This is a genomic window from Klebsiella sp. CN_Kp073 (assembly GCF_040065495.2).
Taxonomy (GTDB): Bacteria; Pseudomonadota; Gammaproteobacteria; order Enterobacterales; family Enterobacteriaceae; genus Klebsiella; species Klebsiella aerogenes.
Genome location: NZ_CM198051.1, coordinates 4180743 through 4207270, shown reverse-complemented (window position 1 = coordinate 4207270; position 26528 = coordinate 4180743). Strand labels below are relative to the sequence as shown.

Below are 26528 nucleotides of genomic sequence, written 5' to 3'. Positions count from 1 at the left end.
ACGCTGGAGGTGGAAGGGGATTCGCTCAGCAACGACGGTGAAATCAGCGGTGTTAACGGCCTGAGCGTCACGCTGCATGGCGGCCTGCAGCAGCAGGGCAAACTGCTGACTGGCGGTAAGCTGGCGCTGAAAGCCGGTAACATCAGCAACAGCGGGCAGCTTCAGGGGGCTGATACCCAACTCAGCGCCAGTACACTGATCAACAGCGGTCGCATTCAGGGCGATAGCGCTCTGACGCTCACTCTGCTGAACGCACTCACCAACCAGACGAACGGCGTTATCCTCAGCCAGGACGCGCTCAGCATCACTGCGCCATCGCTCATGAATGACGGCACGATTCAGGGCAACGGTAAAACCACGCTCAGCGCGGCAACGCAGGCCCGCAACGACGGCAAAATTCTCTCCGGCGGTGGCCTGGTATTCACCACGCCGGACTACAGCGGCAGCGGCTGGCTACAGGCCACGAACCTGGTGCTGAACGTGGCGAAGTTTGCCAGCAGCGGTACCGTGCTGGCGGCGAACCAGGCGACGCTCACAGGTGACAGTTTGACCAACAGCGGTACCTTCCAGGCCGCACAGCTGAACGTAAACGCGCAGTTCGTCAACAACGGCGGCACGCTGCTGGGTAATCAGGGGCTGAGCATCAACGCCAGCACCATCAATAATGAGAATGGCAAATTATTCAGCGGCGGTGACCTGCTGGCCGAAACGGTCTCCCTCAGCGGCGCGGGCCAGATTGTGGCGCTCGGTAACCTGGCGCTGAAGCTGGTCAACAGCTGGACGTCACAGGGGGTTGTGGCCTCGAACAAACAGCTTTCTGTCAGTACCCGGGGGGATATCACCAACAATGCCACCCTGCAGGGTGAGGGCATTACCCTGGACGCGGCGGGTAAGCTGACGAATAACGGCCAGCTTACGACAGGCGGTGGTACCACTTCGCTTTCCGGCAGCCAGATTGCCATGAACGCCAGCGGCACTCTGCAGGCGGGTGGGGACGTCAGTCTGACCAGCCGGGGCAGTATCATCCTCGACGGTTTTACCGGCACGGCGGGCAATCTGCTCCTGAACGCGACAGGTGCGATCGTCAACACCGCCCTGCTGTATGCGGGTAATAATCTCGCCCTTTACGCCAACAGCATCCAGAACCTGCATGGCGATATGCTGGCAGGCAATAACCTGGTGATGCAGAAAGACGCCAGCGGCGCGGCGAATGCCGAAGTGATTAATAGCTCCGGTAATATTGAGACTATTAACGGTGATATCACCATCAAGACCGGGCATTTGCTGAATACGCGGGATGGGCTAACGACAAAAACAACGCATATCGATGGTGGACAGAGTATTCCGGGTATGGGGAATTCGATGATTAACGTCGATATCAGCCAGCTTGCCGACGGTACTTATGGAATGACCAGCCGGGTGGCAGAAAGACAGGTGGGGCCATGTAACGGCCATGGAGCCTGTAACTATGTCCACTGGAATCAGTTTTACTATGCAATGTATGCCGGTTCGGCAGAGCAAAAGTTCATCAGTAGTCAGACGCGAACTGACGTTACCAGCAACGGCGGAGCATCCAGAATTGGCTCCGGCAAAAATCTCACGATCGATGCAGGCTCACTGGAGAATTTTGCCAGTAATATTTTGGCGAATGGTAATGTCAGTCTGACCGGGGGCACCCTTAATAACCAGAGTTGGCAGTCAGGTACAGTTACTGACTGGTTCGTCTATCAGTACGATTCACGCCGATATGGATACGCAGTCGAGCCGGGGGGGCGTTATCCGACGGACGGAAATAAGTATCATGATGTTATGCCTGAAAGCACGTCCATTGCGTTTACGCTTAAAGGACATGATTCAAGTACAGAGCTCGGCGAAATTTACCGCGCGGTTATTCAGGCGGGCGGCAACGTCTCAGCCAACTTCAACAGTGACATCAGCAATACCAATACGATGTCTAATGCCGACAAGATCAGCAACACCATCGTTGCCCCAAACCTGAATACGCCTTCAGCGCAAAGCATCGGTAGCGACGCGAGCCAGCAGGCGCTTGTGGAGGCTGCAACCCCGGCTATCACCGCTCCAGACTGGAAAGACAGTACCGCCAGCCAAACTATCGGCGAAGGTACCGTACTCGCCCCCGGCGGCATGGATAGCAACTACCCACTGCCTTCCGGTAATAATGGCTACTTTGTGCCGTCGACCGATCCGGACAGCCCGTATCTCATCACCGTTAACCCAAAACTCGACGGTCTGGGTCAGCTCGATCCGTCGTTGTTTGGCGACCTGTACAACCTGCTCGGCATGAACCCGGGCACGGCCCCACGTGAGACGGGTAGCCAGTATACCGATGTCAGTCAGTTCCTCGGTTCTTCGTACATGCTTGGCCGCCTCAACCTGAATCCGGACAAGGACTACCGCTTCCTTGGCGACGCGGCGTTTGATACCCGCTATGCGTCAAACTATGTACTGAACCAGACCGGGCAGCGCTACATCAATGGGCTGGGGTCAGACCTCGACCAGATGCGTTACCTGATGGACAACGCCGCCAGCGCGCAACGCTCGCTCGGTCTGACGTTTGGCGTGGCGTTGACCGCCGACCAGGTGGCGGCGCTCGACCACAGTATTCTCTGGTATGAAACCGCCACGATTAACGGACAGACGGTGATGGTGCCAAAAGTCTATCTGTCGCCAAAAGATGTGACGGTGCAGAGCGGTAGCGTGATTAGCGGCAATAACGTGCAGTTAGCGGGCGATAACGTTACCAACAGCGGCAGTGCTCTGCTGGCGCAGAATGGCCTTACCATCGACAGCAGCAACAGCATTAACAACCTCAACGCGGGTCTCATCCGGGCTGGCGGCGGGCTGGACCTGAGCGCGCTGGCCGATATTAACAATATCGGCTCCGTCATCAGCGGTAAGACGGTACAGCTGGAAAGCACCGATGGCAGCATCAACAACATCACCCGTACGCAGCTGTGGAGCGTGGGCGGTGACAGCCGTCGCGAAAGCGTCCACATAAGTGGCACCGATGTCGGACAAACCGCCTCCATCAGCGCCAGCGATGGTCTTTATATGGCAGCGGCGAACGACATCAATATCACCGGCGCGAAAGTAAACGCGGGCGGTGACCTCGCCATGGATGCCGGCAATAGCATCAATATCGCCGCTAACCAGATAACCGACAGCAGCAGCCGATCAGGTGTTTGGGGCCAGAAAAATACCAGTACATCCTCCACCTCAAATCAGGGCAGCAGCATTACGGCGGGCGGTAACGCGGTAATGCAGGCTGGCAACGATCTGAACGTGACGGCGAGCGCTATCAATGCGGGTAAAACCGCGCAGCTGGTGGCGGAAAATGATCTGAACCTGAACGCGGCGGACAGCGGGCAGACCAGCCGCACGGGCGGCAGTGAAAGTCATCAGGGCAGCGCCGACAGAACAACGATTTCAGCGGGCGACAACGTAACGCTGGTTGCCGGACGGGACGTGACCAGCCAGGCGGCAGGCATCGCGGCGGAAGGGAATGTCGGGATCCAGGCCGGGCGCGACGTTAATCTGCTGGCGGAAGAGTCCGTGACCGGCAGCAGCTCACACTCGAAAAAGAAAACCGTTATTGATGAATCCGTGCGCCAGCAGGGGACCGAAATCGCCAGCTCCGGCAACACCACCATCGTCGCCGGACGCGACGTCAACGCCGAAGCGGCGCAGGTGACCGCCAGCGGGGATATCGGCGTGGCGGCGGGCCGCGATGTGAACCTGACCACGGCGACGGAAAGTGATTACCACTACAGAGAAGAGACAAAGACCAAAAAAGGGTTCCTTAGCAAGAAAACGACTCACACCATAGAGGAAGACAGTGCGACCCGTGAAGCAGGTACCTTGCTTTCCGGCGACAGCGTCACCGTGCAGGCGGGCAACAACCTGCTGGTGAAAGGCTCCTCCGTAGTGGGCGATAACAGCGTGGCGCTCGACGCAGGTAATAACGTCGATATCGTGGCCGCGACCAACACGGATACCTCCTGGCGCTTTAAGGAAGAGAAAAAATCCGGCCTGATGGGTACCGGGGGTATCGGGATCAGTATCGGCAGTAGCAAGACTACCCACGATTTACGCGAGGCGGGCACCACGCAAAGCCAGAGCTTCAGCACCGTCGGATCTACGGGCGGTAACGTGGTTATCGCTGCCGGAAACCAGGCGCACATCGGCGGCGCAGACCTGATTGCCGGGAAGGACATGAGTCTCAGCGGCAGTAGCGTCATCATTGACCCGGGCCACGACAAACGTACCCGCGATGAAACCTTCGAGCAGAAGAAAAGTGGGCTGACGCTGGCGCTTTCGGGCACTGTCGGCAGCGCGATTAATAATGCGGTTACGGCGACACAGGATACCAAAGAGGAAAGTGACGGACGGCTCAAAGCGCTTCAGGCCACTAAAACTGTGCTCTCCGGTGTGCAGACCGGACAGGCGGCTGAGGCGGCTGACCTGACGGCCGACCCGAACGCGATGGGCGTCAGCCTCTCGCTGACCACGCAGAAATCCAAATCGCAGCAGCACGCTGAGAGCGATACGATAACGGGCAGCACGCTGAATGCAGGCAACAATCTCTCCATTACCGCGAATGGAAAAGGCAAGGGCCCGAACAGCGGCGATATCGTTATTGCCGGAGGCCAGGTGAAAGCGGGCGGCGACACGCTGCTGGACGCCAGGCATGACGTCATTCTCAGCGGGGCTGCTAACACTCAACAGTCCAGCGGCAAGAACAGCAGCAGCGGAGGCGGTGTCGGCGTAAGTATTGGTGCAGGTAAAGGCGCCGGTATCAGCGTGTTTGCCAATGTCAACGCAGCCAATGGCAAAGATAAAGGCAACGGTACCGACTGGACTGAAACCACCATCGACAGCGGCAAGACCGTCACCATTAAGAGCGGGAATGACACCGTGCTCAATGGGGCACAGGTTAGCGGCAATAAAATTGTCGCCAATGTGGGGCACGACCTGCTGATGAGCAGCCAGCAGGACAGCAACAAATACGACAGCAAGCAGAGCAGCGTGGCGGCGGGCGGCAGCTTCACCTTCGGCAGCATGACGGGCTCCGGCTATATCTCTGCCTCCCAGGACAAGATGAAGAGCCGCTTTGACTCTGTTGCCGAACAAACCGGGATGTTCGCCGGTGATGGCGGCTTTGATATCACCGCGGGCAACCATACCCAACTGGATGGCGCAGTGATTGCCTCCACGGCCACGGCGGACAAAAACAGCCTCGATACCGGTACGCTGGGCTTCAGCGACCTGCACAACGAAGCGGACTTCAAAACCCAGCACTCAGGCATCAGTATCAGCGGCGCGGGCAGCTTCGGCGACCAGTTCAAGGGCAATATGCCGGGCGGGATGATTGCGGCGGCGGGCAACAGTGGGCATGCCGAAGGCACGACTCAGGCCGCTGTGGCTGACGGCACCATCACCATTCGCGACAAGGATAATCAGAAGCAGGATGTGGCGAACCTGAGCCGCGACACCGAACATGCCAACGACAGCATCAGCCCGATCTTCGACAAGGAGAAGGAGCAGAACCGTCTGAAGGAAATCGGGATGCTCAGCGATATCGGCGGTCAGTTGGCGGATATCGCGCGGACGCAGGGAGAACTGAATGCGCTGAAGGCTGCGCAGGATAAATACGGGCCTGTTCCTGCGGATGCGACGGAAGAACAGCGGCAGGCATATCTGGCAAAACTGCGTGATACGCCGGAATACAAAAAGGAACAGGAAAAGTATGGCACCGGCAGCGACATTCAGCGCGGCATCCAGGCAGCAACTGCAGCGCTTCAGGGGCTAGCGGGCGGTAATTTAGCGGGTGCACTGGCGGGGGCTTCAGCACCGGAGCTGGCGCATCTGCTGAAATCGACAGAAGATAACCCTGCGGTCAATGCCATAGCACACGCGATCCTTGGAGGTGCGGTTGCTGCGCTTCAGGGAAATAGCGCAGCGGCAGGTGCGATTGGTGCAGGGGGCGGAGAGCTGGCGGCACGTGCTATTGCCAATATGCTCTACCCTAATGTAGATAAACTTTCTGAAGAACAGAAGCAGACAGTCAGTGCGCTGGCGAGCATATCTGCGGGTATGGCTGGAGGGATCGCTACAGGGAATACAGCTGGAGCCGCGACGGGTGCCGGTGCCGGGAAGAATGCTGTTGAGAATAATCTTCTGGGTGGTAACGAAGATACCCAGACGAAGTTCGTGCAGGAACATAGTAAGAATATAGCGTCCTGTAGCACGGATCCGGGTTCAGCATCCTGCCAGAAAGGCCTGGCGATGAATGATGCGCTGATGGTGGCGCTTCCGGCGGGTCTTGGCGGTGGAGTACTGGCAGCAGCAACGCCGGAAATAGCGGCGGCAGCGAGAGCAGTAATAGCGGCCTGCACAAGTAATGCCGTCCTGTGCCTGAATAATGCCGGGATAATGGCCTCGGAAGCGATAGTGCCGGGCGGTGTGGGGGCAGGCGGTGCGATAGGTATCGGCAAGACAGTTGCTGAAGTGACAACGGCGAAGGCAATAGCCAGTACGATTAAGGATAATGTTGCAGCCAGTCAGGCGGCCAGAGCATCATCGAATTTTGGGCAATACAGCAAAGCTGAAGGGACAGTTCAGGAAAGCTTGGGTATTTGGCCGCCTAATCGTGGGGCTTATGGTCCAATAGAGAATGTAATGTTGCCAACAGGAACAATGATTGATCGATATGGATATCCTGGAGGTAGTTTTGTATCTCCATTAGGAGTTCCTTTTGAACAAAGAGCTCTTCCATCTTCATATGAAACTACAAAGCCATATTTTCAATATGAGATTCTGAAGCCTATAGATGATGTCTCTCAGGGGAAAATCTTGCCTTGGTTTGGGCAGAAAGGGCAAGGTACGCAGTATGAGTTACCAAAACCTGTTCAATGGTATTTGGATAACGACTATATGAAAAAGGCAGATAAATGACTAAAAAAGAACTTGAAAACCAATTGGATATTCTTGGTGTCCATCCTAATAGTTACTCATTGGGAACGTTGAAAAATAGCGATTGTTTATGTGTTATTCACGAAGATACACAATGGAATGTTTATTACGTTGAAAGGGATCAGCCATCACTTATTTCTTCGTTTCTATTGGAAGAAAAAGCCTACGATTTTGTGTTAGAGCAATTTAAAAAGTGGCTTTCATAAGCGTATAGTAAAAATTTCGTCCGTAGTTGGGCAGAATTTTTAATTTTATCAGCCATTTAGTCGCAGGGCGGATCACCAGTTGCCCGTGTTCAACGGGCACACTAACCAACGTATCGGTGCAAAATCCGGCTTCTGCCAGCCAGTTATCGTTCAGGCGTAGTCGTAGTCTGAGGCCGCGGGAATAGTAGGTAATCTTGTAAGACAGGCTCTTTAACAGTTTTGGAGAAAAGTTGCTTACGGGGAGCAAAACCGCGTATCGTGGTGTTGCGTCCGGTACGGTAAAAACATCGAGGGAATTGTTAGTAAGATGCTGATAGTAAAGTGAAAGTTGCGTTGAGATAGCTGACTTCGCAACGGACAAAGTTGTTGTTGAGAATAACTCGCTGAGCAAGGATAAGATCTTTGACATAAACCCGATGCTGAAAGTCGGGATTGAAGGTGCAGATGGCGATCCGCTGAAAGGCGGTGGTGGGATTGTAAGCACATCTGTTTAACTTCCACGCGCTTTTTTAGATTTCCGATTTTTCAGCTATCAGCCGGTACCCTTCTATCCAGGTGCAGTTCAGGCATAGGATAGCGCTGCAGGACAGCGACCACTACGACAGTACGCAGAACAGCGTCAGCAGTGGTCTGACTTGCAGCTAACTTGCTGATATCTTTTTTACTCATGATATTACTTTCAGAAAATCCCGGTCATCGTGCCAGCATTTTACTTTATACACCCGTCAGTTACTGCTCTATCGCTGTGGCCTGTTGTTCCGCTTGATAATACCTCCTCAACACACTGCATAAATACCCGCATTGCCGGGCTGACCACTTTACCGGCGTGATGGGCGCATATCGCGTTAATAGTGAGTGGAATATCGCTGAACGGGAGTTCAACCAGCGTACCGCGCTTAAGCTCTTCCTCAACGGTGAAACGTGGCAGATAGCTGACGCCAAGATTGCTCGCCACGCACTGCTTAATACTTTCGATACTCCAGAGCTCAATGGTATTTTCCAGGGTAATAGCGCGCTGGCGCAGCGTGCTTTCAAAAATTTGCCGAAATACGCACTGTGGCTCATTGATAACAAAGCTCAGCGGAATATGTTGCCCGCAGTGGGTAAAATCGACCGCCGGATGCTGCGGCGAGGCGACCAGCGTCAGCGACTGCTGGCCAAAGCTTTTCATGGTTAACGCGTCATCGTTGCCAACCCGATAAAACACGCCCAAATCGGCGCTATCGTTGAGTAGTGCGTTGCGGATGACATAACAGTTGAGCGACTGCAGCGATAAGCGTACCTGCGGGGCCCGTTGTTTAAAGCGCTGTAGCACCTGCGGCATTTTATAGGCCAGCAGGGTTTCCCCACAGGCAACGCGCAGCTCGCCAGCCGGTTCTCCATCTTCACGAGCCGCCTCACGAATAGTTTCCATCACCCTCGCCAGTTCATGGACGTGCGGCAGCACCTTTTTACCGGATTCGGTCAGGCACATGCGGCGGCCAATTTTTTCAAACAGCTGAACGGCAAGCTCTTGCTCAAGCTGTTGAATATGAAAGGTCACCGTGGATTGCGTACAGCATAGCTTTTGCGCCGCGCGTAAAAACGAGCCTTCTTCCACTACCGTTTTGAGAGTAATAAAACGCCGCAGATCCATATCGCCACCAACTATCGAAAACATCGAATTCAGAATCAAAAAACATTCATTTTTTTAAATGAATGGCATCGGGTACTGTCTGCCAAAACGAAGGAGAAGACAAGTGACCCCAGCTTTGATTAGTGCTTTTTTGACTTATACCCTGATAACCGCGCTGACTCCCGGCCCTAATAATATTCTTGCCCTCAGCAGCGTCACCTCCCATGGCTTACGCCGCAGCCTGCGGGTGCTGGCGGGGATGAGCGTCGGTTTTATTATCACCATGCTGATTTGCGCGGCGTTAACCTTTTCGCTGGTGGAACTCGACTCGCGATTTACCCGGATATTGGGATGGATTGGCGCGGCGTATATCCTGTGGCTGGCCTGGCAGATAGCCAAAAGCAAACCGGGGGCAGGCGCGCTGAGTACAGAGCCGGTGGGGTTCTGGGCGAGCCTGGGGCTGCAGTTCGTCAACGTAAAAATTATTCTGTATGGCATCACCGCGCTCTCTACCTTTGTCCTGCCCGTTACCCGCGAGCCGGTTTGGCTCATCAGCGTGAGTCTGCTGCTGGCGGCGATTGGCGCGCTGGGAAACCTGTGCTGGGCGCTGGCGGGGCATCTGTTTCAGCGCCTGTTTTTGCTGTACGGGCGTCAACTGAACTGGGGGCTGGCAGTGTTATTGGTCTACTGCGCTTTGCGGATCGTGGTGGAATAAAAAGGGAGCGCAGCGGCTCCCGAAAAGTGTTTAGCCGATGGTGAAAGGATCGGCATCCTGCCAGGCCGGAAATTTCTCGCGATACTCCTGCAGCGCGGCCAACGACAGATCGGCATCGAGCCGCGTCGCCTGATGCGGTTCGGCGGTAGCAATAATCTCTCCCTGCGGGCTGATGATACGGCTATCGCCCCGATAGTGATGGCCGTTTCCATCGGTGCCGACGCGGTTGCAGCCGGCGACGTAGGCCTGGTTTTCAATTGCTCTGGCGACCAGCAGCGATTGCCAGTGCAGCGAACGCGGGGCAGGCCAGTTAGCAACATACAGCGCCAGGTCGTAATCGTTGTGGTTACGCGACCATACCGGGAAGCGCAGGTCATAGCACACCAGCGGCAGAATCCGCCAGCCGCGCCATTCAAAGACCACTCGTTCAGTACCTGCCTCATAATGGTGGTGCTCATCCGCCATGCGGAACAGGTGACGCTTATCATAAAAGTGCGTTTTACCGCCGGGCTCTACCAGCAGAAAACGGTTCACCGGGCCACGTTCGGTCTGCAAGGCCGCGCTACCGGCAATCAGCGCGTTGGTCTGCTCCGCTTTCGCCAGCATCCACTCAACGACCTCTCCCTGCGGCATCGATTGTTTCGCCGCTTCCATGGCAAATCCGGTAGTAAACATCTCAGGCAGCACAATAATGTCGCGCCCGCTCACTTCTTCCAGTTGACGATCGAAATGGCGCAGGTTGGCGGGACCATCCATCCACACCAGCGGTTGCTGCAACAGCGTAATTTTCAAGCCAGGCACAGTGGTGAACTCCATTATGAAGAGGGCATTAAGCTAATTTTAATACCATATCAGCAGCCGGAGGCGGCATGGAATATTTTGTTAAAAAAATGCTATCTACGGCGAGTAACGGCAAAAGAAAAGGCGGGGAAATTCCCCGCCTTTGTCGTGATGTGCAGTATTGCTTTTATTATGCCGCTTCAATCTTGCGGATTTTTTCCGGCAGCTTTACCGGTTTGGTCGCCAGTTCATCCGCCGCGAAATCATCAACGTTAATACTGCGCAGACGGCTGGTTTCCGCACGGGTCAGGATTGCGGCTTCTTCCTGATTAATTAACCCTTTCGCCAGCGCATTAGTGGCCAGCTCATCCAGGCGGGTGAACGGCAGATTTTTACCCAGCTCTTTGCAGATGCGCTGGTGGATTGGATCCGCCGCCATCACATCCAGCAGCGCCTCTTCCAGCAGGCCAACCGGGTTATGTTCGCTTGGCGTCAGGTACTGACCGCGACCGATACGAGAGCGGGTCGCGCTCGGAACCTGCAGGATTTTCGCCACTTTATGATCCAGCTTATCGGACGGCGCATCGTAGTGACGGCCGGTCGGGAAGATGGCGAGACGCAGCGCGCCGGCGACAAAGCGGTTCGGGAAGTTCTTCAGCAGGTCATCGATAGCCTGCTCCGCCTGATACAGCGCATCCTGCACGCCCCAATGGACCAGCGGCAGATCCGCTTCATTACGGCCTTCATCGTCATAACGTTTCAGCACCGCCGATGCCAGGTAAAGCTGGCTCAGCACGTCGCCGAGACGCGCGGAGATACGTTCGCGACGCTTCAGGCTGCCGCCCAGTACCGCCATTGATACATCCGACAGCAGGGCCAGGTTGGCGCTCAGGCGGTTCATGTGCTGATAGTAGCGGCGCGTGGTGTCACGGGTCGGCGCGCTGCTGGTGCGGCCGCGAGTCAGGCCCAGCCAGAAGCTGCGTACTTTGTTGCTACCAACGTGGCCGATATGTTTAAACAGCAGCTTGTCGAAGGCGTTAACGTCATTGTTCTGCGCGGCGGCCATTTCATCCAGGACATACGGATGGCAGCGAATCGCCCCCTGACCAAAGATCATCATGCTGCGGGTGAGGATATTCGCCCCTTCAACGGTAATGGCGATCGGCGCGCCCTGATAAGCGCGGGCAAGGAAGTTGCCTTCGCCCAGCATGATGCCTTTACCGCCGGTAATATCCATGGCGTCAATAATTGAACGCTGGCCGCGGTGGGTACAATGATATTTAACGATTGCCGACAGCACCGCCGGCTTCTCGCCAAGCATAATACCGTAGGTAATCAGCGAAGCGGCGGCGTCCATTACGTAGGCGTTGCCTGCGATACGCGCCAGCGGCTCTTCGATACCTTCCATTTTACCAATCGAAATTTTGAACTGACGGCGAATGTGGGCGTAGGCGCCGGTCGCCATAGCGACGGATTTCAGGCCGCCGGTGGCGTTGGACGGCAGAGTAATGCCGCGACCCACGGACAGGCACTCAACCAGCATACGCCAGCCCTGGCCGGCCATGCTTGGGCCGCCGATGATGTAATCGATCGGTACGAAAATATCTTTACCGCGAGTGGGGCCGTTCTGGAACGGTACGTTCAGCGGGAAGTGACGACGGCCAATTTCCACGCCCGGCGTTGAGGTGGGGATCAGCGCGCAGGTGATACCGAGCTCTTCCTCGCCGCCCAGCAGACGGTCCGGATCAGAGAGTTTGAAAGCCAGGCCCAGTACGGTGGCGATTGGCGCGAGAGTGATGTAGCGCTTGTTCCAGGTCAGGCGCATTCCCAGCACCTGCTGACCCTGCCAGTCGCCCATACAGACTACGCCGGTATCCGGGATCGCGCCGGCGTCGGAGCCCGCTTCCGGGCTGGTTAACGCGAAGCATGGGATCTCCTGACCACGCGCCAGGCGCGGCAGGTAGTGATTTTTCTGCTCTTCGGTACCGTAATGTTGCAGCAGTTCGCCCGGCCCTAAGGAGTTAGGCACGCCGACGGTGATCGCCAGGATCCCGGAAACGCCGGACAGTTTTTGCAGTACGCGAGACTGGGCATAGGCGGAAAACTCCAGGCCGCCGTACTCTTTCTTAATGATCATCGCAAAGAAGCGGTGCTCTTTCAGGTACGCCCACAGCTCCGGCGGCAGATCCGCCATTTCATGGGTAATTTCGAAGTCGTTCGCCATGCGGCAGGCTTCTTCTACCGGGCCGTCGATGAAAGCCTGCTCTTCGGCGGTGAGGCGCGGCTGCGGGTAGTTATGCAGCTTGTGCCAGTCCGGGTTACCGCGGAACAGATCGCCTTCCCACCAGGTGGTGCCGGCATCGATGGCTTCTTTCTCCGTACGCGACATCGGCGGCATTACTTTACGGAAGGCGCGAAACGCCGGGGCGGAGAAAAGCGATTTACGCATCGGCGCAAAGTTGAACGGCAGCAGAATAATCGCCAGCGGCAGCAGCAGCCAGATATTCCACAGCCCCGCCACGCTGAGCGCCGCGGTCCAGGCGAGCAAAATCACGCTGCTGAGAAGCAGGCTGACTCGGTGATAGAAGAGCACGCCGAGTAACACTACGGTTGCAACAATACTCAAAATCATCATAGAGAAATGCTCCCTTATCTTGTAGGAGGTCTGACCACTTGTGATGTATTGGTTGTAGTGGATGTAATTTGTTTTAGCAATGTGTTTACAAAATAATTACAACCTTGCTCACATTGTTGGCTGGAAAAGCGGCACGTAAAATCAAAAGGACGGGGGATAACGTCGCCTGCTGCTTCTCGCTTCGGCGGCTATCCGGTACACTGCCAGGGTTATTCCAACCAATACTGAAGGATTATCCTCATGTACCAGGATCTTATTCGTAACGAACTGAACGAAGCCGCGGAAACGCTGGCCAACTTTCTGCAGGACGAGGCCAACATTCACGCTATCCAGCGCGCGGCGGTACTGCTGGCGGATAGCTTCAAGGCTGGCGGTAAAGTGCTTTCCTGCGGCAACGGCGGTTCTCATTGCGATGCGATGCATTTTGCGGAAGAGCTGACCGGGCGTTATCGCGAGAACCGCCCTGGTTATCCGGCGATCGCTATTTCTGACGTCAGCCATCTGTCCTGCGTGAGTAATGATTTTGGCTATGAATATGTCTTCTCCCGCTACGTTGAATCGGTTGGCCGCGCAGGCGATGTTCTGCTGGGGATTTCCACCTCCGGCAACTCCGGCAACGTGATCAAAGCGATTGAAGCCGCTCGCGCGCAGGGAATGAAAGTGATCACCCTGACCGGTAAAGACGGCGGCAAAATGGCGGGTTCCGCCGATGTGGAAATCCGTGTACCGCATTTCGGTTACGCCGATCGCATTCAGGAGATTCACATTAAGGTGATTCATATTCTGATTATGTTGATCGAAAAAGAGATGGTTAAAGCTTAAAAGGCTATTTTGTTAGCCATTTTGAACCCGGCCAGTGCTCAGACAAAACTCACCGAGTTTTGAACGCCCTTCAGGGCGGCCCGAAGGGGGAGCGTAGCGAATCATCCTCACGTACATGAAGTACGCTCCGGTTTTTGCGCGCTGGCCGTGTCCAAACTGACTGCACCAATAACGCCTTTTATGTTTCAGTAAGTTGTATGAGGTGATCTATGTGCGAATTGCTCGGGATGAGCGCCAATGTGCCGACCGATATCTGTTTTAGCTTCTCCGGGCTGGTTCAGCGCGGGGGCGGCACCGGGCCGCATAAAGACGGCTGGGGTATTACCTTTTACGAAGGGAAAGGGTGTCGCACATTTAAAGATCCGCAGCCGAGCTTTCAGTCGCCGATAGCCAAACTGGTACAGGATTATCCCATCAAATCCTGTTCCGTCATTGCCCATATCCGTCAGGCCAACCGTGGCGAGGTGGCGCTGGAGAACACCCATCCGTTCACCCGCGAACTGTGGGGCCGTCACTGGACCTACGCCCATAACGGCCAGCTCAAGGGTTATAAATCGCTGAAGACCGGAAATTTCCGCCCAGTGGGCGAGACCGACAGCGAAACGGCTTTCTGCTGGCTGCTGCACCGTTTAACCGAGCGCTATCCGCGCACGCCTGGCAATATGGTCGGCGTGTTTAAGTACATCGCGACGCTGGCGGGCGAAATGCGCGAGAAGGGCGTGTTTAATATGCTGTTATCGGACGGACGCTATGTAATGGCGTACTGTTCAACCAACCTGTACTGGATCACCCGTCGGGCGCCGTTTGGCGTGGCGAAGCTGCTGGATCAGGATGTGGAAATTGATTTTCAACGTGAGACCACACCAAACGATGTGGTCTCCGTTATCGCCACTCAGCCGCTGACCGGCAATGAGGCCTGGAATAAAATCATGCCAGGCGAGTGGGCGTTATTTTGCCTCGGGGAGCGTATAGTTTGAGGCCAGCTGCGGCTGGATAACCTCGTGGCTGAGCGGCTTGCTGACGATATAGCGGCCATCCATCACCGAAACCACCGGCGGTTTGTGGGTCTGCTGGAAGTAGTCATAGCCTGGCTTCAGCTGCTTCCAGAAATCCGCATAGTACGAGAACTTATGTCGCGCCATGTTGGCGTCGGTCATCCGGAACGGATAGATGCTGACCTGCACGCTTGGCTGGCCAAATACCAGCGCGCCGGTGACAAACTGGAAGATCTCGTCTATGCCGGTATCGGTCATCGCGTAGCAGCCGACGGAAACGCAGGCGCCGTGGATCATCAGGTATTTACCTTCATAGCCGTGCGCGCGATCGTAGGCATTCGGGAAGCCGATATTGATCGCTTTATAAAAGCGGCTGTCTGGTTTTAGCTGACTGCGCGAGACGTTATAAAATCCTTCCGGACTTTTGAAATCGCCCTGGCGTTGCTTCGGCCCGAGGCCGCCGGAGTAGTTACAGATCCGGTAGCTATCGAGAAGCTGGTAGGTTTCGCCCATTTTGACGTAGAGATCGAGCATCCGCTCTTCTTTGAAGATCTCAATATAAACGGGGGAGCCCATTAACTGCTGTTTATATTCTTTGCTAACCGGCGTTGTCGGGCTGTTACTGCTGAGTAACCCAGCAAATGACACGCACGGCAACAGAAGCATCGCAATAAAGAATGCGATTTTGCGCATACTGCTTGTTCCTTGATAAAACAAAAAACCACATGCCAGGACGGCAAGAGATACCCGAAATCAGAGTTTTCTGGATTTAGAGCGCTCACATTAGCATCACGGCAGTTTTTCGCAAGCACGGTGTGGCTGCGTTTACAATTTAATGTTCCTTTATAGCGAATATTGCCGCAAAGCGCAGTGAGAACTTTGCGCAATAGCTCGCATTTTAGAAGCACTTATTGGCTCTTTTCCTACTTCTGACACTCACAAAATGTTACACTCCCGCCGTTTATGACCAGGGTAAGAAAGGATGCTTCTCTCCCGTCTTGTGCCCCCGTGGCACCGCTATCCCTTTCTTATTCTGATATTCCATCAATAATGCTGGCCTCGGCTTGAGCTGGGGTTTAGGTTACGGATACCTGCTAACGATATGATTAAAATCACGAAAGGGCTGGATTTGCCCATAGCTGGCATGCCATTACAGCAGATCTCGTCCCGGCCTGCGGTGAAACGCGTCGCGCTGCTCGGCGAGGAGTACGTCGGCATGCGCCCCTCGATGGCGGTGAGCGAAGGCGATCGGGTGCAAAAAGGCCAGGTGCTGTTCGAAGATAAAAAGAACGCCGGGGTGCGTTTTACCGCGCCAGCCAGCGGGGTAGTTAGCGCCATTCATCGCGGCGAGCGCCGGGTGCTGCAATCGGTGGTGATTGATGTCGACGGCAGCAATGAGGCGGTGTCGTTTCCCCGCTATGCATTAGACGATCTTAACGATTTGCCACGGGAAGCGGTGCGGCAACAGTTGCTGGACTCCGGGCAGTGGACGGCGTTTCGTACCCGTCCTTTCAGTAAAATTCCCGCGCCGGGCAGCGTTCCGGCGGCTATCTTCGTCACCGCTATCGATACCAACCCGCTGGCGGCTGAACCGCAGCCGATTATCCTGGCCCAGCGTGAAGCCTTTGACGCCGGTCTGACGGTGCTGACGCGCCTGACGGACGGTAAAGTCCACGTCTGTCAGGCCAGCGGCGGCAAGCTGGGCGGCCATCCCGCTGGGCAGGTGACATTCAACCAGTTTAGCGGCCCGCATCCGGCAGGGCTTGCCGGTACGCACATTCACTTCCTTGAGCCGGTCAGCCTGACCAAACAGGTCTGGCATCTCAACTATCAGGAGGTCATCGCCATTGGCAAACTGTTCCTCGACGGCGAGCTGTACAGCGAACGCGTCATTGCCCTTGGCGGCCCGCAGGTAAAACAGCCGCGATTGCTGCAAACCTGTCTCGGCGCCAGCCTCGATGAACTGCTGGCGGGCGAGCTGGTGGATGATGAAAACCGGGTAATTTCCGGTTCTGTCTTGAGCGGCACCCACGCCTGCGGCCCTCACGCCTTCCTCGGGCGCTACCATTTGCAGGTCAGCGTGGTACGAGAAGGCCGTGAAAAAGAGCTGTTTGGCTGGGTGATGCCGGGCAAAGAGAAGTTCTCGATTACCCGCACCACCCTTGGTCATTTCTTTAAGCGCAAGCGCTTTAATTTTTCCACTGATACTAACGGCGGCGAGCGGGCGATGGTGCCGATCGGCAACTATGAGCGGGTAATGCCGCTGGATATTCTGCCGACCATATTGCTGCGCGATCTGCTTGCCGGCGATAGCGATAGCGCCCAGGCGCTGGGCTGTCTGGAGCTGGATGAAGAAGATCTGGCGCTCTGCACCTACGTTTGTCCGGGCAAATATGAATACGGCCCGGCGCTGCGCAGCGTGTTAACCCAGATTGAGCAGGAAGGATAAGAGATGGGCTTAAAGCACCTGATTGAGAAACTTGAGCCGCATTTCACGCACGGCGGCAAGTTAGCAAAATATTACCCGCTGTATGAAGCGGCGGCGACGATCTTCTACACCCCGGGTTTAGTCACCCGCGGCGCCGCGCACGTACGTGACGCCATTGACCTCAAGCGGATGATGATCCTCGTCTGGTTTGCAGTGTTCCCGGCGATGTTCTGGGGCATGTACAACGTCGGCTTGCAGACAATTCCGGCGCTGCACAAGCTATACGGCGCCGAACAGCTGCAGCAGGTCATTGCCAACAACTGGCACTATAGCGTTGCCCAGTGGTTAGGGGTGAGCTTCAGCGCCGATGCCGGGTGGCTTAGCATGATGACGCTGGGGGCGGTGTTTTTCCTGCCTATCTACCTCACCGTATTCATCGTCGGCGGTTTTTGGGAAGTACTTTTCGCGATTGTGCGCAAACATGAGATCAACGAAGGCTTTTTCGTTACCTCGATTCTCTTCGCGCTGATTGTGCCGCCAACGATGCCGCTATGGCAGGCGGCGCTGGGGATCTCCTTTGGCGTGGTGATTGCCAAAGAGATTTTCGGCGGCACCGGGCGCAATTTCCTCAACCCGGCGCTGGCGGGGCGCGCGTTCCTGTTCTTCGCCTACCCGGCGCAGATTTCCGGCGACCTGGTATGGACGGCGGCAGACGGTTTCTCCGGCGCGACGCCGCTCTCCCAGTGGGCCAGCGGCGGTGGTGAAGCGCTGGTTAACGTCGCCACCGGCATCCCGGTGAGTTGGATGGACGCCTTCCTCGGCAATATTCCCGGCTCGATTGGCGAAGTGTCGACGCTGATGATCCTCATCGGCGGTGCGTTCATTATCTTTGCCCGTATCGCTTCCTGGCGCATCGTCGCCGGGGTGATGGTCGGTATGATCGCCACCGCCACGCTGTTTAATTTCATTGGTTCCGATACCAACCCAATGTTCTCGATGCCGTGGTACTGGCATCTGGTGCTCGGCGGGTTCGCCTTTGGCATGATGTTTATGGCGACTGACCCGGTCTCGGCTTCCTTTACCGATAAAGGTAAATGGAGCTATGGCCTGCTGATTGGCGTGATGTGCGTGCTGATTCGCGTCGTCAACCCGGCCTATCCGGAAGGGATGATGCTGGCGATTCTGTTCGCCAACCTGTTTGCGCCGCTGTTCGATTACCTGGTGGTGCAGGCCAATATCAAGCGGAGGAAGTCGCGTGGCTGAGAAGAAAAGTAACGATAGCATCGGCAAAACGCTGCTGGTGGTGCTGGTGCTTTGTCTGGTGTGCTCCATTGTGGTCGCCGGTTCCGCCGTGGGCCTCAAGTCGCGTCAGCAGGAACAACGCGCGCTGGATAAACAGCGCAATATCCTGGCCGTCGCCGGCCTGATGCAGCAGGGGATGGATGCTGACGCGGTGGCGGAAACCTTCGCCGCGCGCATTACCCCTCGGCTGGTCAATCTGGCGACCGGCGAACTGCTGGATAAAGACCCGGGCAAATTTAATCAGGCCCAGGCGCTGAAAGATCCGCAACAGAGCATCGCGCTCGACGCCAGCCAGGATCCGGCCGGGATTAAACGCCGCAGCAACCTGGCGGAGATTTACCTGGTGCGCGACGCGCAGCAGCAGATTCAGGAAGTTGTGCTGCCTATCTATGGCAACGGTCTGTGGTCCATGATGTACGCCTTCGTGGCGCTGGACGTTGATGGGCGTACGGTGAAAGGCATTACTTACTACGACCAGGGCGAAACGCCGGGGCTGGGCGGCGAGGTGGAAAACCCGAACTGGCGTCAGCAGTTTGTCGGTAAACAGGTGCTGGATGACAACGGCATGCCGTCGCTGAAGGTGGTAAAAGGTGGCGCGCGCGCAGGCGATCTCCACGCGGTTGACGGTTTATCCGGCGCCACGCTGACGTCAAACGGCGTGCAGCATAGCTTTGATTTCTGGATGGGCGAACTGGGCTTTGGTCCGTTCCTGAAAAAGGTTCGTGAGGGAGAGCTGAATAATGGCTGAACAGAGCGATATGAAAGAGGTGAAGCGCGTGCTGGTGGGGCCGCTTATCGCCAATAACCCCATCGCCCTGCAGGTGCTCGGCGTCTGCTCCGCGCTGGCGGTGACTACCAAACTGGAAACCGCCTTCGTGATGACCATTGCGGTGACGCTGGTGACGGCGTTTTCCAGCATGTTTATCTCTATGATTCGCCACCATATTCCCAATAGCGTACGTATCATCGTGCAGATGGCGATCATCGCCTCGTTGGTAATCGTGGTGGATCAGCTGCTGCGGGCTTTCGCCTATGAGACCTCTAAGCAGCTGTCGGTATTCGTCGGGCTTATCATCACGAACTGTATCGTGATGGGGCGTGCCGAAGCTTATGCCATGAAATCGCCGCCGCTGGCCAGCTTTATGGATGGTATCGGTAACGGTCTCGGTTACGGCGCGATCCTGATTATCGTCGGCTTCCTGCGCGAGCTTATCGGCAGCGGCAAGCTGTTCGGTATCACCGTACTGGAAACGGTGCAGAACGGCGGCTGGTATCAGCCGAACGGCCTGTTCCTGCTGGCGCCGAGTGCGTTCTTCATTATCGGTTTGCTGATTTGGGCCCTGCGTAGCTGGAAGCCTGAACAGCAGGAAAAGGAGTAACCGATTATGGCTCATTACATTAGCCTGTTTGTCCGCGCGGTGTTCGTTGAGAACATGGCGCTGGCCTTCTTCCTCGGGATGTGTACCTTCCTCGCGGTGTCGAAAAAGGTCTCCACCGCTTTTGGCCTCGGCGTTGCGGTCACGGTGGTGCTGGGTCTTGCTGTACCGATCAACAACCTGGTCTATAACCTGGTGCTGCGCGACGGCGCATTGATGGAAGGCGTAGACCTCAGCTTCCTTAACTTCATCACCTTTATCGGGGTAATTGCGGCGCTGGTGCAAATACTTGAGATGATCCTCGATAAGTACTTCCCGGCACTCTATAACGCGTTAGGGATCTTCCTGCCGCTTATCGCCGTTAACTGCGCCATTTTCGGCGGCGTGTCGTTTATGGTGCAGCGCGATTACAACTTCCCGGAATCGATTGTTTACGGCTTTGGTTCCGGCATCGGCTGGATGCTGGCGATTGTCGCGATGGCGGGGATCCGCGAAAAAATGAAGTACGCCAACGTGCCCGCCGGTCTGCGCGGGTTAGGGATCACCTTTATCACCACCGGACTGATGGCGCTGGGCTTTATGTCATTCTCCGGTGTGCAGCTATAAGGGCGGAAAAGTATGGAAATTATTCTTGGCGTGGTGATGTTCACGCTGATCGTGCTGGTCCTGTCGGGGCTCATCCTGGTGGCGCGCTCGAAGCTGGTGAACGCGGGCGACGTGGTTATTGAAATCAATAACGAAGCGGATAAACAGATCCGCACGCCGGCGGGCGACAAACTGCTGAACACGCTCTCCAGCAACGGTATCTTCGTCTCTTCCGCCTGCGGCGGCGGCGGCTCCTGCGGCCAGTGCCGGGTGACCATCAAAGAAGGCGGCGGCGATATTTTGCCGACCGAGCTTTCGCATATCACCAAACGCGAAGCCAAAGAAGGGTGCCGCCTGGCCTGCCAGGTGGCGGTGAAGCAGAATATGAAAATTGAGCTGCCGGAAGAGATTTTCGGCGTGAAAAAATGGGAGTGCGAAGTTGTCTCTAATGATAACAAAGCGACCTTCATTAAAGAGCTCAAATTACGGGTGCCGGATGGTGAAGCGGTGCCGTTCCGCGCCGGCGGTTATATTCAGATCGAATGCCCGTCGCATAAAGTGGCCTATGCCGACTTTGATATTCCCGATGAATATCGCTCAGACTGGGACAAGTTCAACCTGTTCCGCTATGTCTCTGAGGTGAAAGAGCCGACCCTGCGCGCCTACTCGATGGCTAACTATCCGGAAGAGGAGGGCATCATTATGCTCAACGTGCGTATCGCCACGCCGCCGCCGAAGGTTCCGGATGCGCCGCCGGGGATAATGTCGTCCTATATCTGGTCGCTGAAGCCTGGCGATAAGGTGACGATTTCCGGGCCGTTTGGCGAGTTCTTTGCCAAAGAGACCGACGCCGAGATGGTGTTTATCGGCGGCGGCGCGGGCATGGCGCCGATGCGTTCGCACATCTTTGACCAGCTTAAGCGCCTGCACAGCACGCGTAAAATCGGCTTCTGGTACGGCGCGCGTTCGCTGCGTGAAATGTTCTATGACGATGAGTTTGAACAGCTGGCGCGCGAAAACCCCAATTTTACCTTCCACGTCGCGCTCTCCGATCCGCTGCCGGAAGATAACTGGACCGGGCATACGGGCTTTATCCATAATGTTCTGTATGAAAACTATCTGCGCGACCATCCGGCGCCGGAAGATTGCGAGTTCTATATGTGCGGGCCGCCGGTGATGAACGCCGCGGTGATTAAAATGCTCAAAGACCTGGGCGTCGAAGATGAGAACATCATGCTCGACGACTTTGGAGGCTGATGATGTGGACGGTATTTGTCGCGACCTTTGTGATTTTTGCGCTGGTGATCCTTGGCATGTCCCTGGGCTACCTGGTGAAGCGTAAGAGTATTCAAGGCAGCTGCGGCGGGATCTCCTCGCTGGGGCTGGAGAAAGTCTGCGACTGTCCGGAACCGTGCGACGCGCGTAAGAAACGTCTCGCCCGCGAGGCGCAGCGCCAGCAGCAGCGCATTCTCTAATGCGCCGACGGCGCTACGCTTGCGTTTTCAGGCCGCTTTCGCGGCCTTTTTTATCTTACTGCCAGTTTTTCGCCTGCGCCGGAGAGTCCACCATCACGCCGTCGGCGCCCAGTTCTTTCGCCGTACGATAATCTTCCGCGCTATTGATACCGAAGAAAATGATGTGGGCCTGGCCCTGCGAGCGGAAGCAATCCATCGCCTCTTTATCCCAGGTGAGCGTCGCCGGAGAAACGCCTTCACCAAGGGTAAACTTCTCGACTACCTCCACCTTGCGCTTCAGTTCCAGCCCGTACCACTTATCGCCATCGCGCTGGCTGTCTTTCTGACACTGGTGGCTGAGCGAAACGTTTGCAAGCCTGGTTCGGGTTTCGCTGCGGCTAACAAAGCGTGGGATTGGTTGCGGCAGAGCGGCGATATAGCGGTCTTCGGTGGAATAAACGCGCACCCGCTCGAGGCTATGGGTGTTTTTTAACACCTCCAGCAGGCGTTCGCCCATCACCGTTGGATCGGCATCCGGTGATTTTATATCGATGTAGAAGAAGGTCTGCGGCCACTGCTGCAGCACGCTTTGTAAGGTCGGGATCGTGGCCTGCTTGCCGCGCCACGGATGGCTGTCATCGCCCCATTTCCAGCCAGCATCGACTTTCGCCAGCTCGGCGGCGGTTAAGCTTGAGACCTTGCCCTCGGCGTTGGTCAGGGCGGAGAGATCGCTTGAGCGATAGAGCACCGGTACGCCGTCGCGGCTTAGCTGTACCGTGACCCAGATGGCCTGCGCGTGGTTTTCCAGCGCCAGTTTGATGGCCGGTAGGGTATTTTCCGGCGCATCGCCAGTACCGCCGCGGTGGGCAATCAACTGCGGGTTGGCAAAAGCGCTGCCGGTCGCCAGCAGGCAGAGTAGCGTGAGTATTTTCTTCATGATTGTATCTTCCTGATTCATTATTTAAATGTATGAAAATAAAGGTGATTTGTTTCACTTTTATGTTGTAACAGCTTTTTTGGCGGTTGAATTAAAAAAAGATAAAATTTGCGCGTAGTTTTGCTATGCTGTATGGGTATACAGTGTTGGGCAAGGCGATGCGTAAAATTATCCATGTCGATATGGACTGCTTCTTCGCAGCGGTGGAAATGCGTGACAACCCGGCGTTGCGCGATATCCCCATTGCCATTGGCGGCAGTCGGGTACAGCGTGGCGTGATTAGTACCGCGAACTATCCTGCGCGTAAGTTTGGCGTGCGCAGCGCGATGCCGACGGCGACGGCGCTTAAACTGTGTCCGCACCTCACGCTGCTGCCGGGGCGCTTTGATGCCTACAAAGAAGCCTCGAACCACATCCGCGAAATTTTCTCCCGCTATACCTCGTTAATCGAGCCGCTGTCGCTGGATGAAGCCTACCTTGACGTGAGCGACAGCGTACACTGCCACGGCTCTGCCACGCTGATGGCCCAGGAGATCCGCCAGACCATCGAGCGTGAACTGAATCTCACCGCTTCGGCTGGCGTGGCGCCGGTAAAATTCCTCGCTAAAATTGCCTCAGATATGAACAAGCCGAATGGCCAGTTCGTCATTGCCCCGCACCAGGTGGCGGAATTTGTGCGGTCTCTGCCGCTGGCGAAAATCCCCGGCGTCGGGAAGGTGTCGGCGGCGAAGCTGGAAAATATGGGGCTGCGTACCTGTGGCGACGTGCAGAACAGCGATCTGGCGATGCTGCTTAAACGCTTTGGTAAGTTTGGCCGTATCCTGTGGGAGCGCAGCCACGGCATTGACGAGCGCGAAATCCATAACGATCGTCAGCGCAAATCGGTCGGCGTCGAGCGCACTCTGGCGGAAGATATTCACGAGTGGTCAGACTGCGAAGCGATTATCGAAAATCTCTATCCGGAGCTGGAACGTCGTCTGGCGAAGGTAAAACCGGATCTACTGATCGCGCGTCAGGGCATTAAACTGAAGTTTAACGATTTTCAGCTCACTACTCAGGAGCACGTCTGGCCGCGGTTAAACAAAGAAGATTTAATCGCGACCGCGCGCAACGCCTGGCTCGAACGTCGGGGCAGCCGCGGCGTGCGGCTGGTGGGGTTACACGTGACGCTGCTCGACCCACAGCTCGAACGACAACTGGTGCTTGGACTATAACGATGTTAACGATCAGGGCGTATTCAGAAGATGATTTTCCGGCGCTGTGTGCCATTTTTTTGCGCGCGGTGAGAGAGACCGCCAGCCGGGATTATTCTCCCGCGCAAATTGCCGCCTGGGCGCAGGTTGATGAATCCCGCTGGCGGCAGAAACTTGCCGATTCGCAAGTGCTGGTGGCGGTTATTGATAATCAGCCGGTTGGATTTATCACCGCCGTTAATGATTATATCGACCTTTTATTCGTCTCGCCGGATTATGCCCGTCGTGGAATCGGTCATGCGCTCATCGGCGCGGTCTGCGCCAGCCATCCGGGAAAGGTACTGTCGGTCGATGCGAGCATAACGGCACGATCCAGTTTTCTTCGTCAGGGATTTCGTGTCGTCGCTGAGCAGCGAGTGGAATCGCGTGGAGAGTGGTTCACCAACTATCGAATGGAAAAACGCGGTTCGGGGAAGGCTGAATAGATACTGTTATCGGTTTGCGGCTGTTTTAGCTTGAGAAAAGCTTTTATCTCATAACGCTGAGAGTCTGTTGTGGTCCAGTCTCCGGCAGGGATTTTCCCGGAGGCGGCGCATTGCGCCTTGTCCGGGCTACCAAACTGCACATTACTGTAGCCCCGGTAAGCGGTAGCGCCACCGGGGATTTTGAGGCTGCGTGGTGAAGAAATTAGATAAGGCGTTAGCCACCACCCGGCAATACAGGTCATAACCGGGGCCCGGAGGAACAACCGGCGGCATCGCGCCGCCGGTGCATGGCTTACTTCGCCGGAATCGCTTTCAGCAGTTCGGTCAGCAGCGTCCAGTACTGGCCGACGCTCTCGATATGAACCTGCTCATCCGGGGAGTGCGGGCCGGTAATGGTTGGGCCGATGGAGACCATGTCCATGTCCGGATACGGTTTTTTGAACAGACCGCATTCCAGACCAGCGTGGATAATCTGGATGTTCGGCGTCTTGTTGAACAGACGCTGATAGGTCTCGCGCACCAGGTGCATAACCGGAGAGTTGGCATCCGGCTGCCAGCCTGGGTAAGCGCCTTTGGCTTCGGTTTTCGCCCCGGCCAGTTTGCCCAGTGAATCCAGCATGCTGACGACATAGTCTTTACCGCTGTCGATCAGCGAGCGAATCAGGCAGTGGATCTGTACGTTGTCGTCGGTCATGGTGACGACGCCGACGTTCAGCGAGGTTTCAACCACGCCTTTCGCGACGTCTGAATTGCGGATCACGCCGTTCGGCGTCGCGTTCAGCAGGCGCACGAAACCGTCGCGGGAAGCCTGAGTCAGCGCCGCTTTATCGTTCGCGACCGCTTCCAGCAGGACGACCAGATTCTTCTCTTTGGCCGCCAGTTCGTTTTTCAGGATATCCTGGTAAGTATTCACCAGCGCTTTCAGCGCATCCGCTTTGTCCGCGGCGACGGCGACGGTCGCGAAGGCTTCACGCGGGATAGCGTTACGCAGCGTACCGCCGTTGAAATCGACCAGACGCAGATCCAGTTCATCGGCATGGCCCGCCAGGAAGCGCGCCAGCAGCTTGTTAGCGTTGCCCAGGCCGACGTGGATTTCACCGCCGGAGTGGCCGCCTTTTAAGCCTTTCAGGGTCAGTTTAAAGCTCTGGAAACCGGCAGGAATCGCTTCGCGAGTCAGCGCCAGGTTAGAGGTGAAATCGATACCGCCGGCGCAACCCATGTAGATTTCGCCTTCTTCTTCCGAATCGGTATTGATCAGGATATCCGCCTGCAGCCAGTTGGCCTGCAGACCGAACGCGCCATCCATGCCGGCTTCTTCGGTCATGGTCAGCAGCACTTCCAGCGGGCCGTGGGCAACGCTATCGTCGGCCAGCACCGCCAGCGCGGAGGCCATACCGATGCCGTTATCCGCGCCCAGGGTGGTGCCGCGCGCTTTGACCCACTCGCCGTCGATGTACGGCTGGATCGGGTCTTTGGTGAAATCGTGGACGGTATCGTTATTTTTCTGCGGCACCATATCGAGGTGCGCCTGCAGAACCACCGGCTTGCGGTTTTCCATACCGGCGGTCGCGCCTTTACGAATCAGAATGTTGCCAACCTGGTCGCGTTCCGCGTGTAAGCCTTTTTCTTTTGCCCAACCCATGATGTGCTCGGCGAGCTGTTCTTCGTGATAGGACGGGTGCGGGATGGAGCAAATTTTGGCAAAAATATCCCAAAGCGGTTGCGGGGATAATTGAGACAATTCAGACACGATGAGTCTCCTTACAGTCACCTGCAAAAGTCGTTTACAGGTCGAGGGTTAGCAATAAGATTCACAACAAGCTCGGGCTTGCGCGATGTGGTTGAGAATACCACTTTCCGCGCGCTCTGCTAGTGTAAAGCACGCAAAAAGCGTTGCCGGAGGCGCTTAATACTGGTTTTTAGCGCGTCAGGTCTCTATAATCTCGCGCAACCATTTTCCCCCTCGAACAATATTTAAGCCGTTATACACAGGCTGGGACAATTCAC

21 protein-coding genes and 1 pseudogene are annotated in these 26528 nt (G+C 56.0%); 15 read left to right on the top strand and 7 right to left on the bottom strand.

What is annotated here, in order from left to right; genetic code table 11:
- Positions 1–114: 114 nt before the first annotated feature.
- The 3 genes and pseudogenes from ABLV66_RS20395 to ABLV66_RS20385 form a co-directional block, all read left to right on the top strand.
- Positions 115–6270, top strand: a pseudogene (locus tag ABLV66_RS20395) (hemagglutinin repeat-containing protein); the annotation flags it as partial.
- A gap of 36 nt (positions 6271–6306) precedes the next feature.
- The gene (locus ABLV66_RS20390; protein ID WP_512174190.1) at positions 6307–6975 is read left to right on the top strand and encodes a TNT domain-containing protein; all 669 of its coding nucleotides are present in this window, start codon (positions 6307–6309) and stop codon (positions 6973–6975) included.
- A complete protein-coding gene (locus ABLV66_RS20385; RefSeq protein ID WP_045391157.1) occupies positions 6972–7199 on the top strand; it encodes a hypothetical protein in 228 nt (75 codons plus the stop codon). The genes ABLV66_RS20390 and ABLV66_RS20385 overlap by 4 nt, the downstream gene beginning before the upstream one ends.
- Here the strand turns inward: ABLV66_RS20385 and ABLV66_RS20380 are convergent.
- Together ABLV66_RS20380 and ABLV66_RS20375 are read right to left on the bottom strand one after the other, a co-directional pair.
- A complete protein-coding gene (locus ABLV66_RS20380; RefSeq protein ID WP_348876164.1) occupies positions 7180–7608 on the bottom strand; it encodes a SymE family type I addiction module toxin in 429 nt (142 codons plus the stop codon). The two genes, ABLV66_RS20385 and ABLV66_RS20380, sit on opposite strands and share 20 nt — an antisense overlap.
- Before the next feature lie 300 nt (positions 7609–7908).
- On the bottom strand, positions 7909–8835 hold the full coding sequence (locus ABLV66_RS20375) for a LysR family transcriptional regulator (RefSeq protein WP_348876172.1): 927 nt from the start codon (positions 8833–8835) through the stop codon (positions 7909–7911).
- Positions 8836–8938: 103 nt separating this feature from the next.
- Between ABLV66_RS20375 and eamB the strand changes: the two genes are divergently transcribed.
- Positions 8939–9529 (top strand): cysteine/O-acetylserine transporter, encoded by a 591-nt coding sequence (gene eamB / locus ABLV66_RS20370; protein WP_348876161.1) that lies wholly within the window; start codon positions 8939–8941, stop codon positions 9527–9529.
- A gap of 30 nt (positions 9530–9559) precedes the next feature.
- On the opposite strand, the gene ABLV66_RS20365 is transcribed toward eamB, so the two are convergent.
- Together ABLV66_RS20365 and fadE are read right to left on the bottom strand one after the other, a co-directional pair.
- On the bottom strand, positions 9560–10330 hold the full coding sequence (locus ABLV66_RS20365; RefSeq protein WP_045391172.1) for an amidohydrolase: 771 nt from the start codon (positions 10328–10330) through the stop codon (positions 9560–9562).
- A 169-nt stretch (positions 10331–10499) separates the two neighbouring features.
- Positions 10500–12944, bottom strand: coding sequence for an acyl-CoA dehydrogenase FadE (gene fadE, locus ABLV66_RS20360; protein WP_047047387.1), 2445 nt, complete (start codon positions 12942–12944; stop codon positions 10500–10502).
- 240 nt (positions 12945–13184) lie between these two features.
- Between fadE and lpcA the strand changes: the two genes are divergently transcribed.
- Together lpcA and ABLV66_RS20350 are read left to right on the top strand one after the other, a co-directional pair.
- Positions 13185–13766, top strand: a complete 582-nt coding sequence (lpcA, locus tag ABLV66_RS20355) for a D-sedoheptulose 7-phosphate isomerase (RefSeq protein WP_004099149.1) — start codon at positions 13185–13187, stop codon at positions 13764–13766.
- Positions 13767–13975: 209 nt separating this feature from the next.
- A complete protein-coding gene (locus ABLV66_RS20350; RefSeq protein WP_015368120.1) occupies positions 13976–14743 on the top strand; it encodes a class II glutamine amidotransferase in 768 nt (255 codons plus the stop codon).
- Here the strand turns inward: ABLV66_RS20350 and dpaA are convergent.
- Positions 14714–15454, bottom strand: coding sequence for a peptidoglycan meso-diaminopimelic acid protein amidase (dpaA, locus tag ABLV66_RS20345; RefSeq protein WP_015704469.1), 741 nt, complete (start codon positions 15452–15454; stop codon positions 14714–14716). The genes ABLV66_RS20350 and dpaA overlap by 30 nt on opposite strands.
- Positions 15455–15863: 409 nt before the next feature.
- Here dpaA and ABLV66_RS20340 point away from each other — a divergent pair, with 409 nt between their 5' ends.
- From ABLV66_RS20340 to nqrM, 7 genes are read left to right on the top strand one after another with little or no spacing between them, the layout of a single operon-like run.
- On the top strand, positions 15864–17210 hold the full coding sequence (locus ABLV66_RS20340) for a Na(+)-translocating NADH-quinone reductase subunit A (RefSeq protein ID WP_063414190.1): 1347 nt from the start codon (positions 15864–15866) through the stop codon (positions 17208–17210).
- 3 nt (positions 17211–17213) lie between these two features.
- Complete coding sequence (locus ABLV66_RS20335; RefSeq protein WP_015704471.1) at positions 17214–18452, top strand: NADH:ubiquinone reductase (Na(+)-transporting) subunit B; 1239 nt, start codon at positions 17214–17216, stop codon at positions 18450–18452.
- A complete protein-coding gene (locus ABLV66_RS20330) occupies positions 18445–19239 on the top strand; it encodes a Na(+)-translocating NADH-quinone reductase subunit C (RefSeq protein ID WP_015704472.1) in 795 nt (264 codons plus the stop codon). The genes ABLV66_RS20335 and ABLV66_RS20330 overlap by 8 nt, the downstream gene beginning before the upstream one ends.
- Positions 19232–19870 (top strand): NADH:ubiquinone reductase (Na(+)-transporting) subunit D, encoded by a 639-nt coding sequence (locus tag ABLV66_RS20325; RefSeq protein ID WP_002889716.1) that lies wholly within the window; start codon positions 19232–19234, stop codon positions 19868–19870. The genes ABLV66_RS20330 and ABLV66_RS20325 overlap by 8 nt, the downstream gene beginning before the upstream one ends.
- Positions 19871–19876: 6 nt before the next feature.
- Entirely contained in the window at positions 19877–20473 is a 597-nt protein-coding gene (gene nqrE, locus ABLV66_RS20320; RefSeq protein ID WP_015368115.1) for an NADH:ubiquinone reductase (Na(+)-transporting) subunit E, read from the top strand.
- A gap of 12 nt (positions 20474–20485) precedes the next feature.
- Positions 20486–21709 carry an NADH:ubiquinone reductase (Na(+)-transporting) subunit F gene (nqrF, locus tag ABLV66_RS20315; RefSeq protein ID WP_348876160.1) on the top strand — a complete coding sequence of 408 codons (1224 nt, stop codon included), beginning with the start codon at positions 20486–20488 and terminating at the stop codon, positions 21707–21709.
- A gap of 2 nt (positions 21710–21711) precedes the next feature.
- A complete protein-coding gene (gene nqrM, locus ABLV66_RS20310) occupies positions 21712–21927 on the top strand; it encodes a (Na+)-NQR maturation NqrM (RefSeq protein ID WP_015368113.1) in 216 nt (71 codons plus the stop codon).
- A 55-nt stretch (positions 21928–21982) separates the two neighbouring features.
- Here nqrM and ABLV66_RS20305 read toward each other — a convergent pair whose 3' ends face one another.
- The gene (locus ABLV66_RS20305) at positions 21983–22843 is read right to left on the bottom strand and encodes a glycerophosphodiester phosphodiesterase family protein (RefSeq protein ID WP_348876159.1); all 861 of its coding nucleotides are present in this window, start codon (positions 22841–22843) and stop codon (positions 21983–21985) included.
- Between the two features lie 158 nt (positions 22844–23001).
- Between ABLV66_RS20305 and dinB the strand changes: the two genes are divergently transcribed.
- Positions 23002–24057 (top strand): DNA polymerase IV, encoded by a 1056-nt coding sequence (dinB, locus tag ABLV66_RS20300; protein ID WP_015704475.1) that lies wholly within the window; start codon positions 23002–23004, stop codon positions 24055–24057.
- 2 nt (positions 24058–24059) lie between these two features.
- Positions 24060–24521, top strand: coding sequence for a GNAT family N-acetyltransferase (locus tag ABLV66_RS20295; RefSeq protein WP_045391137.1), 462 nt, complete (start codon positions 24060–24062; stop codon positions 24519–24521).
- Between the two features lie 292 nt (positions 24522–24813).
- On the opposite strand, the gene pepD is transcribed toward ABLV66_RS20295, so the two are convergent.
- The gene (gene pepD, locus ABLV66_RS20290) at positions 24814–26271 is read right to left on the bottom strand and encodes a cytosol nonspecific dipeptidase (RefSeq protein ID WP_015368040.1); all 1458 of its coding nucleotides are present in this window, start codon (positions 26269–26271) and stop codon (positions 24814–24816) included.
- Between the last annotated feature and the right edge of the window lie 257 nt (positions 26272–26528).

Excerpts from the sequence above, each read along its gene's own strand:
- ABLV66_RS20390 (WP_512174190.1), top strand. The coding sequence starts at position 6,307 with ATGAATGATGCGCTGATGGTGGCGCTTCCGGCGGGTCTTGGCGGTGGA.
- ABLV66_RS20385 (WP_045391157.1), top strand. The coding sequence starts at position 6,972 with ATGACTAAAAAAGAACTTGAAAACCAATTGGATATTCTTGGTGTCCAT.
- ABLV66_RS20380 (WP_348876164.1), bottom strand. The coding sequence starts at position 7,608 with ATGTCAAAGATCTTATCCTTGCTCAGCGAGTTATTCTCAACAACAACT.
- ABLV66_RS20375 (WP_348876172.1), bottom strand. The coding sequence starts at position 8,835 with ATGGATCTGCGGCGTTTTATTACTCTCAAAACGGTAGTGGAAGAAGGC.
- fadE (WP_047047387.1), bottom strand. The coding sequence starts at position 12,944 with ATGATGATTTTGAGTATTGTTGCAACCGTAGTGTTACTCGGCGTGCTC.
- lpcA (WP_004099149.1), top strand. The coding sequence starts at position 13,185 with ATGTACCAGGATCTTATTCGTAACGAACTGAACGAAGCCGCGGAAACG.
- ABLV66_RS20350 (WP_015368120.1), top strand. The coding sequence starts at position 13,976 with ATGTGCGAATTGCTCGGGATGAGCGCCAATGTGCCGACCGATATCTGT.
- dpaA (WP_015704469.1), bottom strand. The coding sequence starts at position 15,454 with ATGCGCAAAATCGCATTCTTTATTGCGATGCTTCTGTTGCCGTGCGTG.
- ABLV66_RS20340 (WP_063414190.1), top strand. The coding sequence starts at position 15,864 with ATGATTAAAATCACGAAAGGGCTGGATTTGCCCATAGCTGGCATGCCA.
- ABLV66_RS20335 (WP_015704471.1), top strand. The coding sequence starts at position 17,214 with ATGGGCTTAAAGCACCTGATTGAGAAACTTGAGCCGCATTTCACGCAC.
- ABLV66_RS20325 (WP_002889716.1), top strand. The coding sequence starts at position 19,232 with ATGGCTGAACAGAGCGATATGAAAGAGGTGAAGCGCGTGCTGGTGGGG.
- nqrE (WP_015368115.1), top strand. The coding sequence starts at position 19,877 with ATGGCTCATTACATTAGCCTGTTTGTCCGCGCGGTGTTCGTTGAGAAC.
- nqrF (WP_348876160.1), top strand. The coding sequence starts at position 20,486 with ATGGAAATTATTCTTGGCGTGGTGATGTTCACGCTGATCGTGCTGGTC.
- nqrM (WP_015368113.1), top strand. The coding sequence starts at position 21,712 with ATGTGGACGGTATTTGTCGCGACCTTTGTGATTTTTGCGCTGGTGATC.
- ABLV66_RS20305 (WP_348876159.1), bottom strand. The coding sequence starts at position 22,843 with ATGAAGAAAATACTCACGCTACTCTGCCTGCTGGCGACCGGCAGCGCT.
- dinB (WP_015704475.1), top strand. The coding sequence starts at position 23,002 with ATGCGTAAAATTATCCATGTCGATATGGACTGCTTCTTCGCAGCGGTG.
- ABLV66_RS20295 (WP_045391137.1), top strand. The coding sequence starts at position 24,060 with ATGTTAACGATCAGGGCGTATTCAGAAGATGATTTTCCGGCGCTGTGT.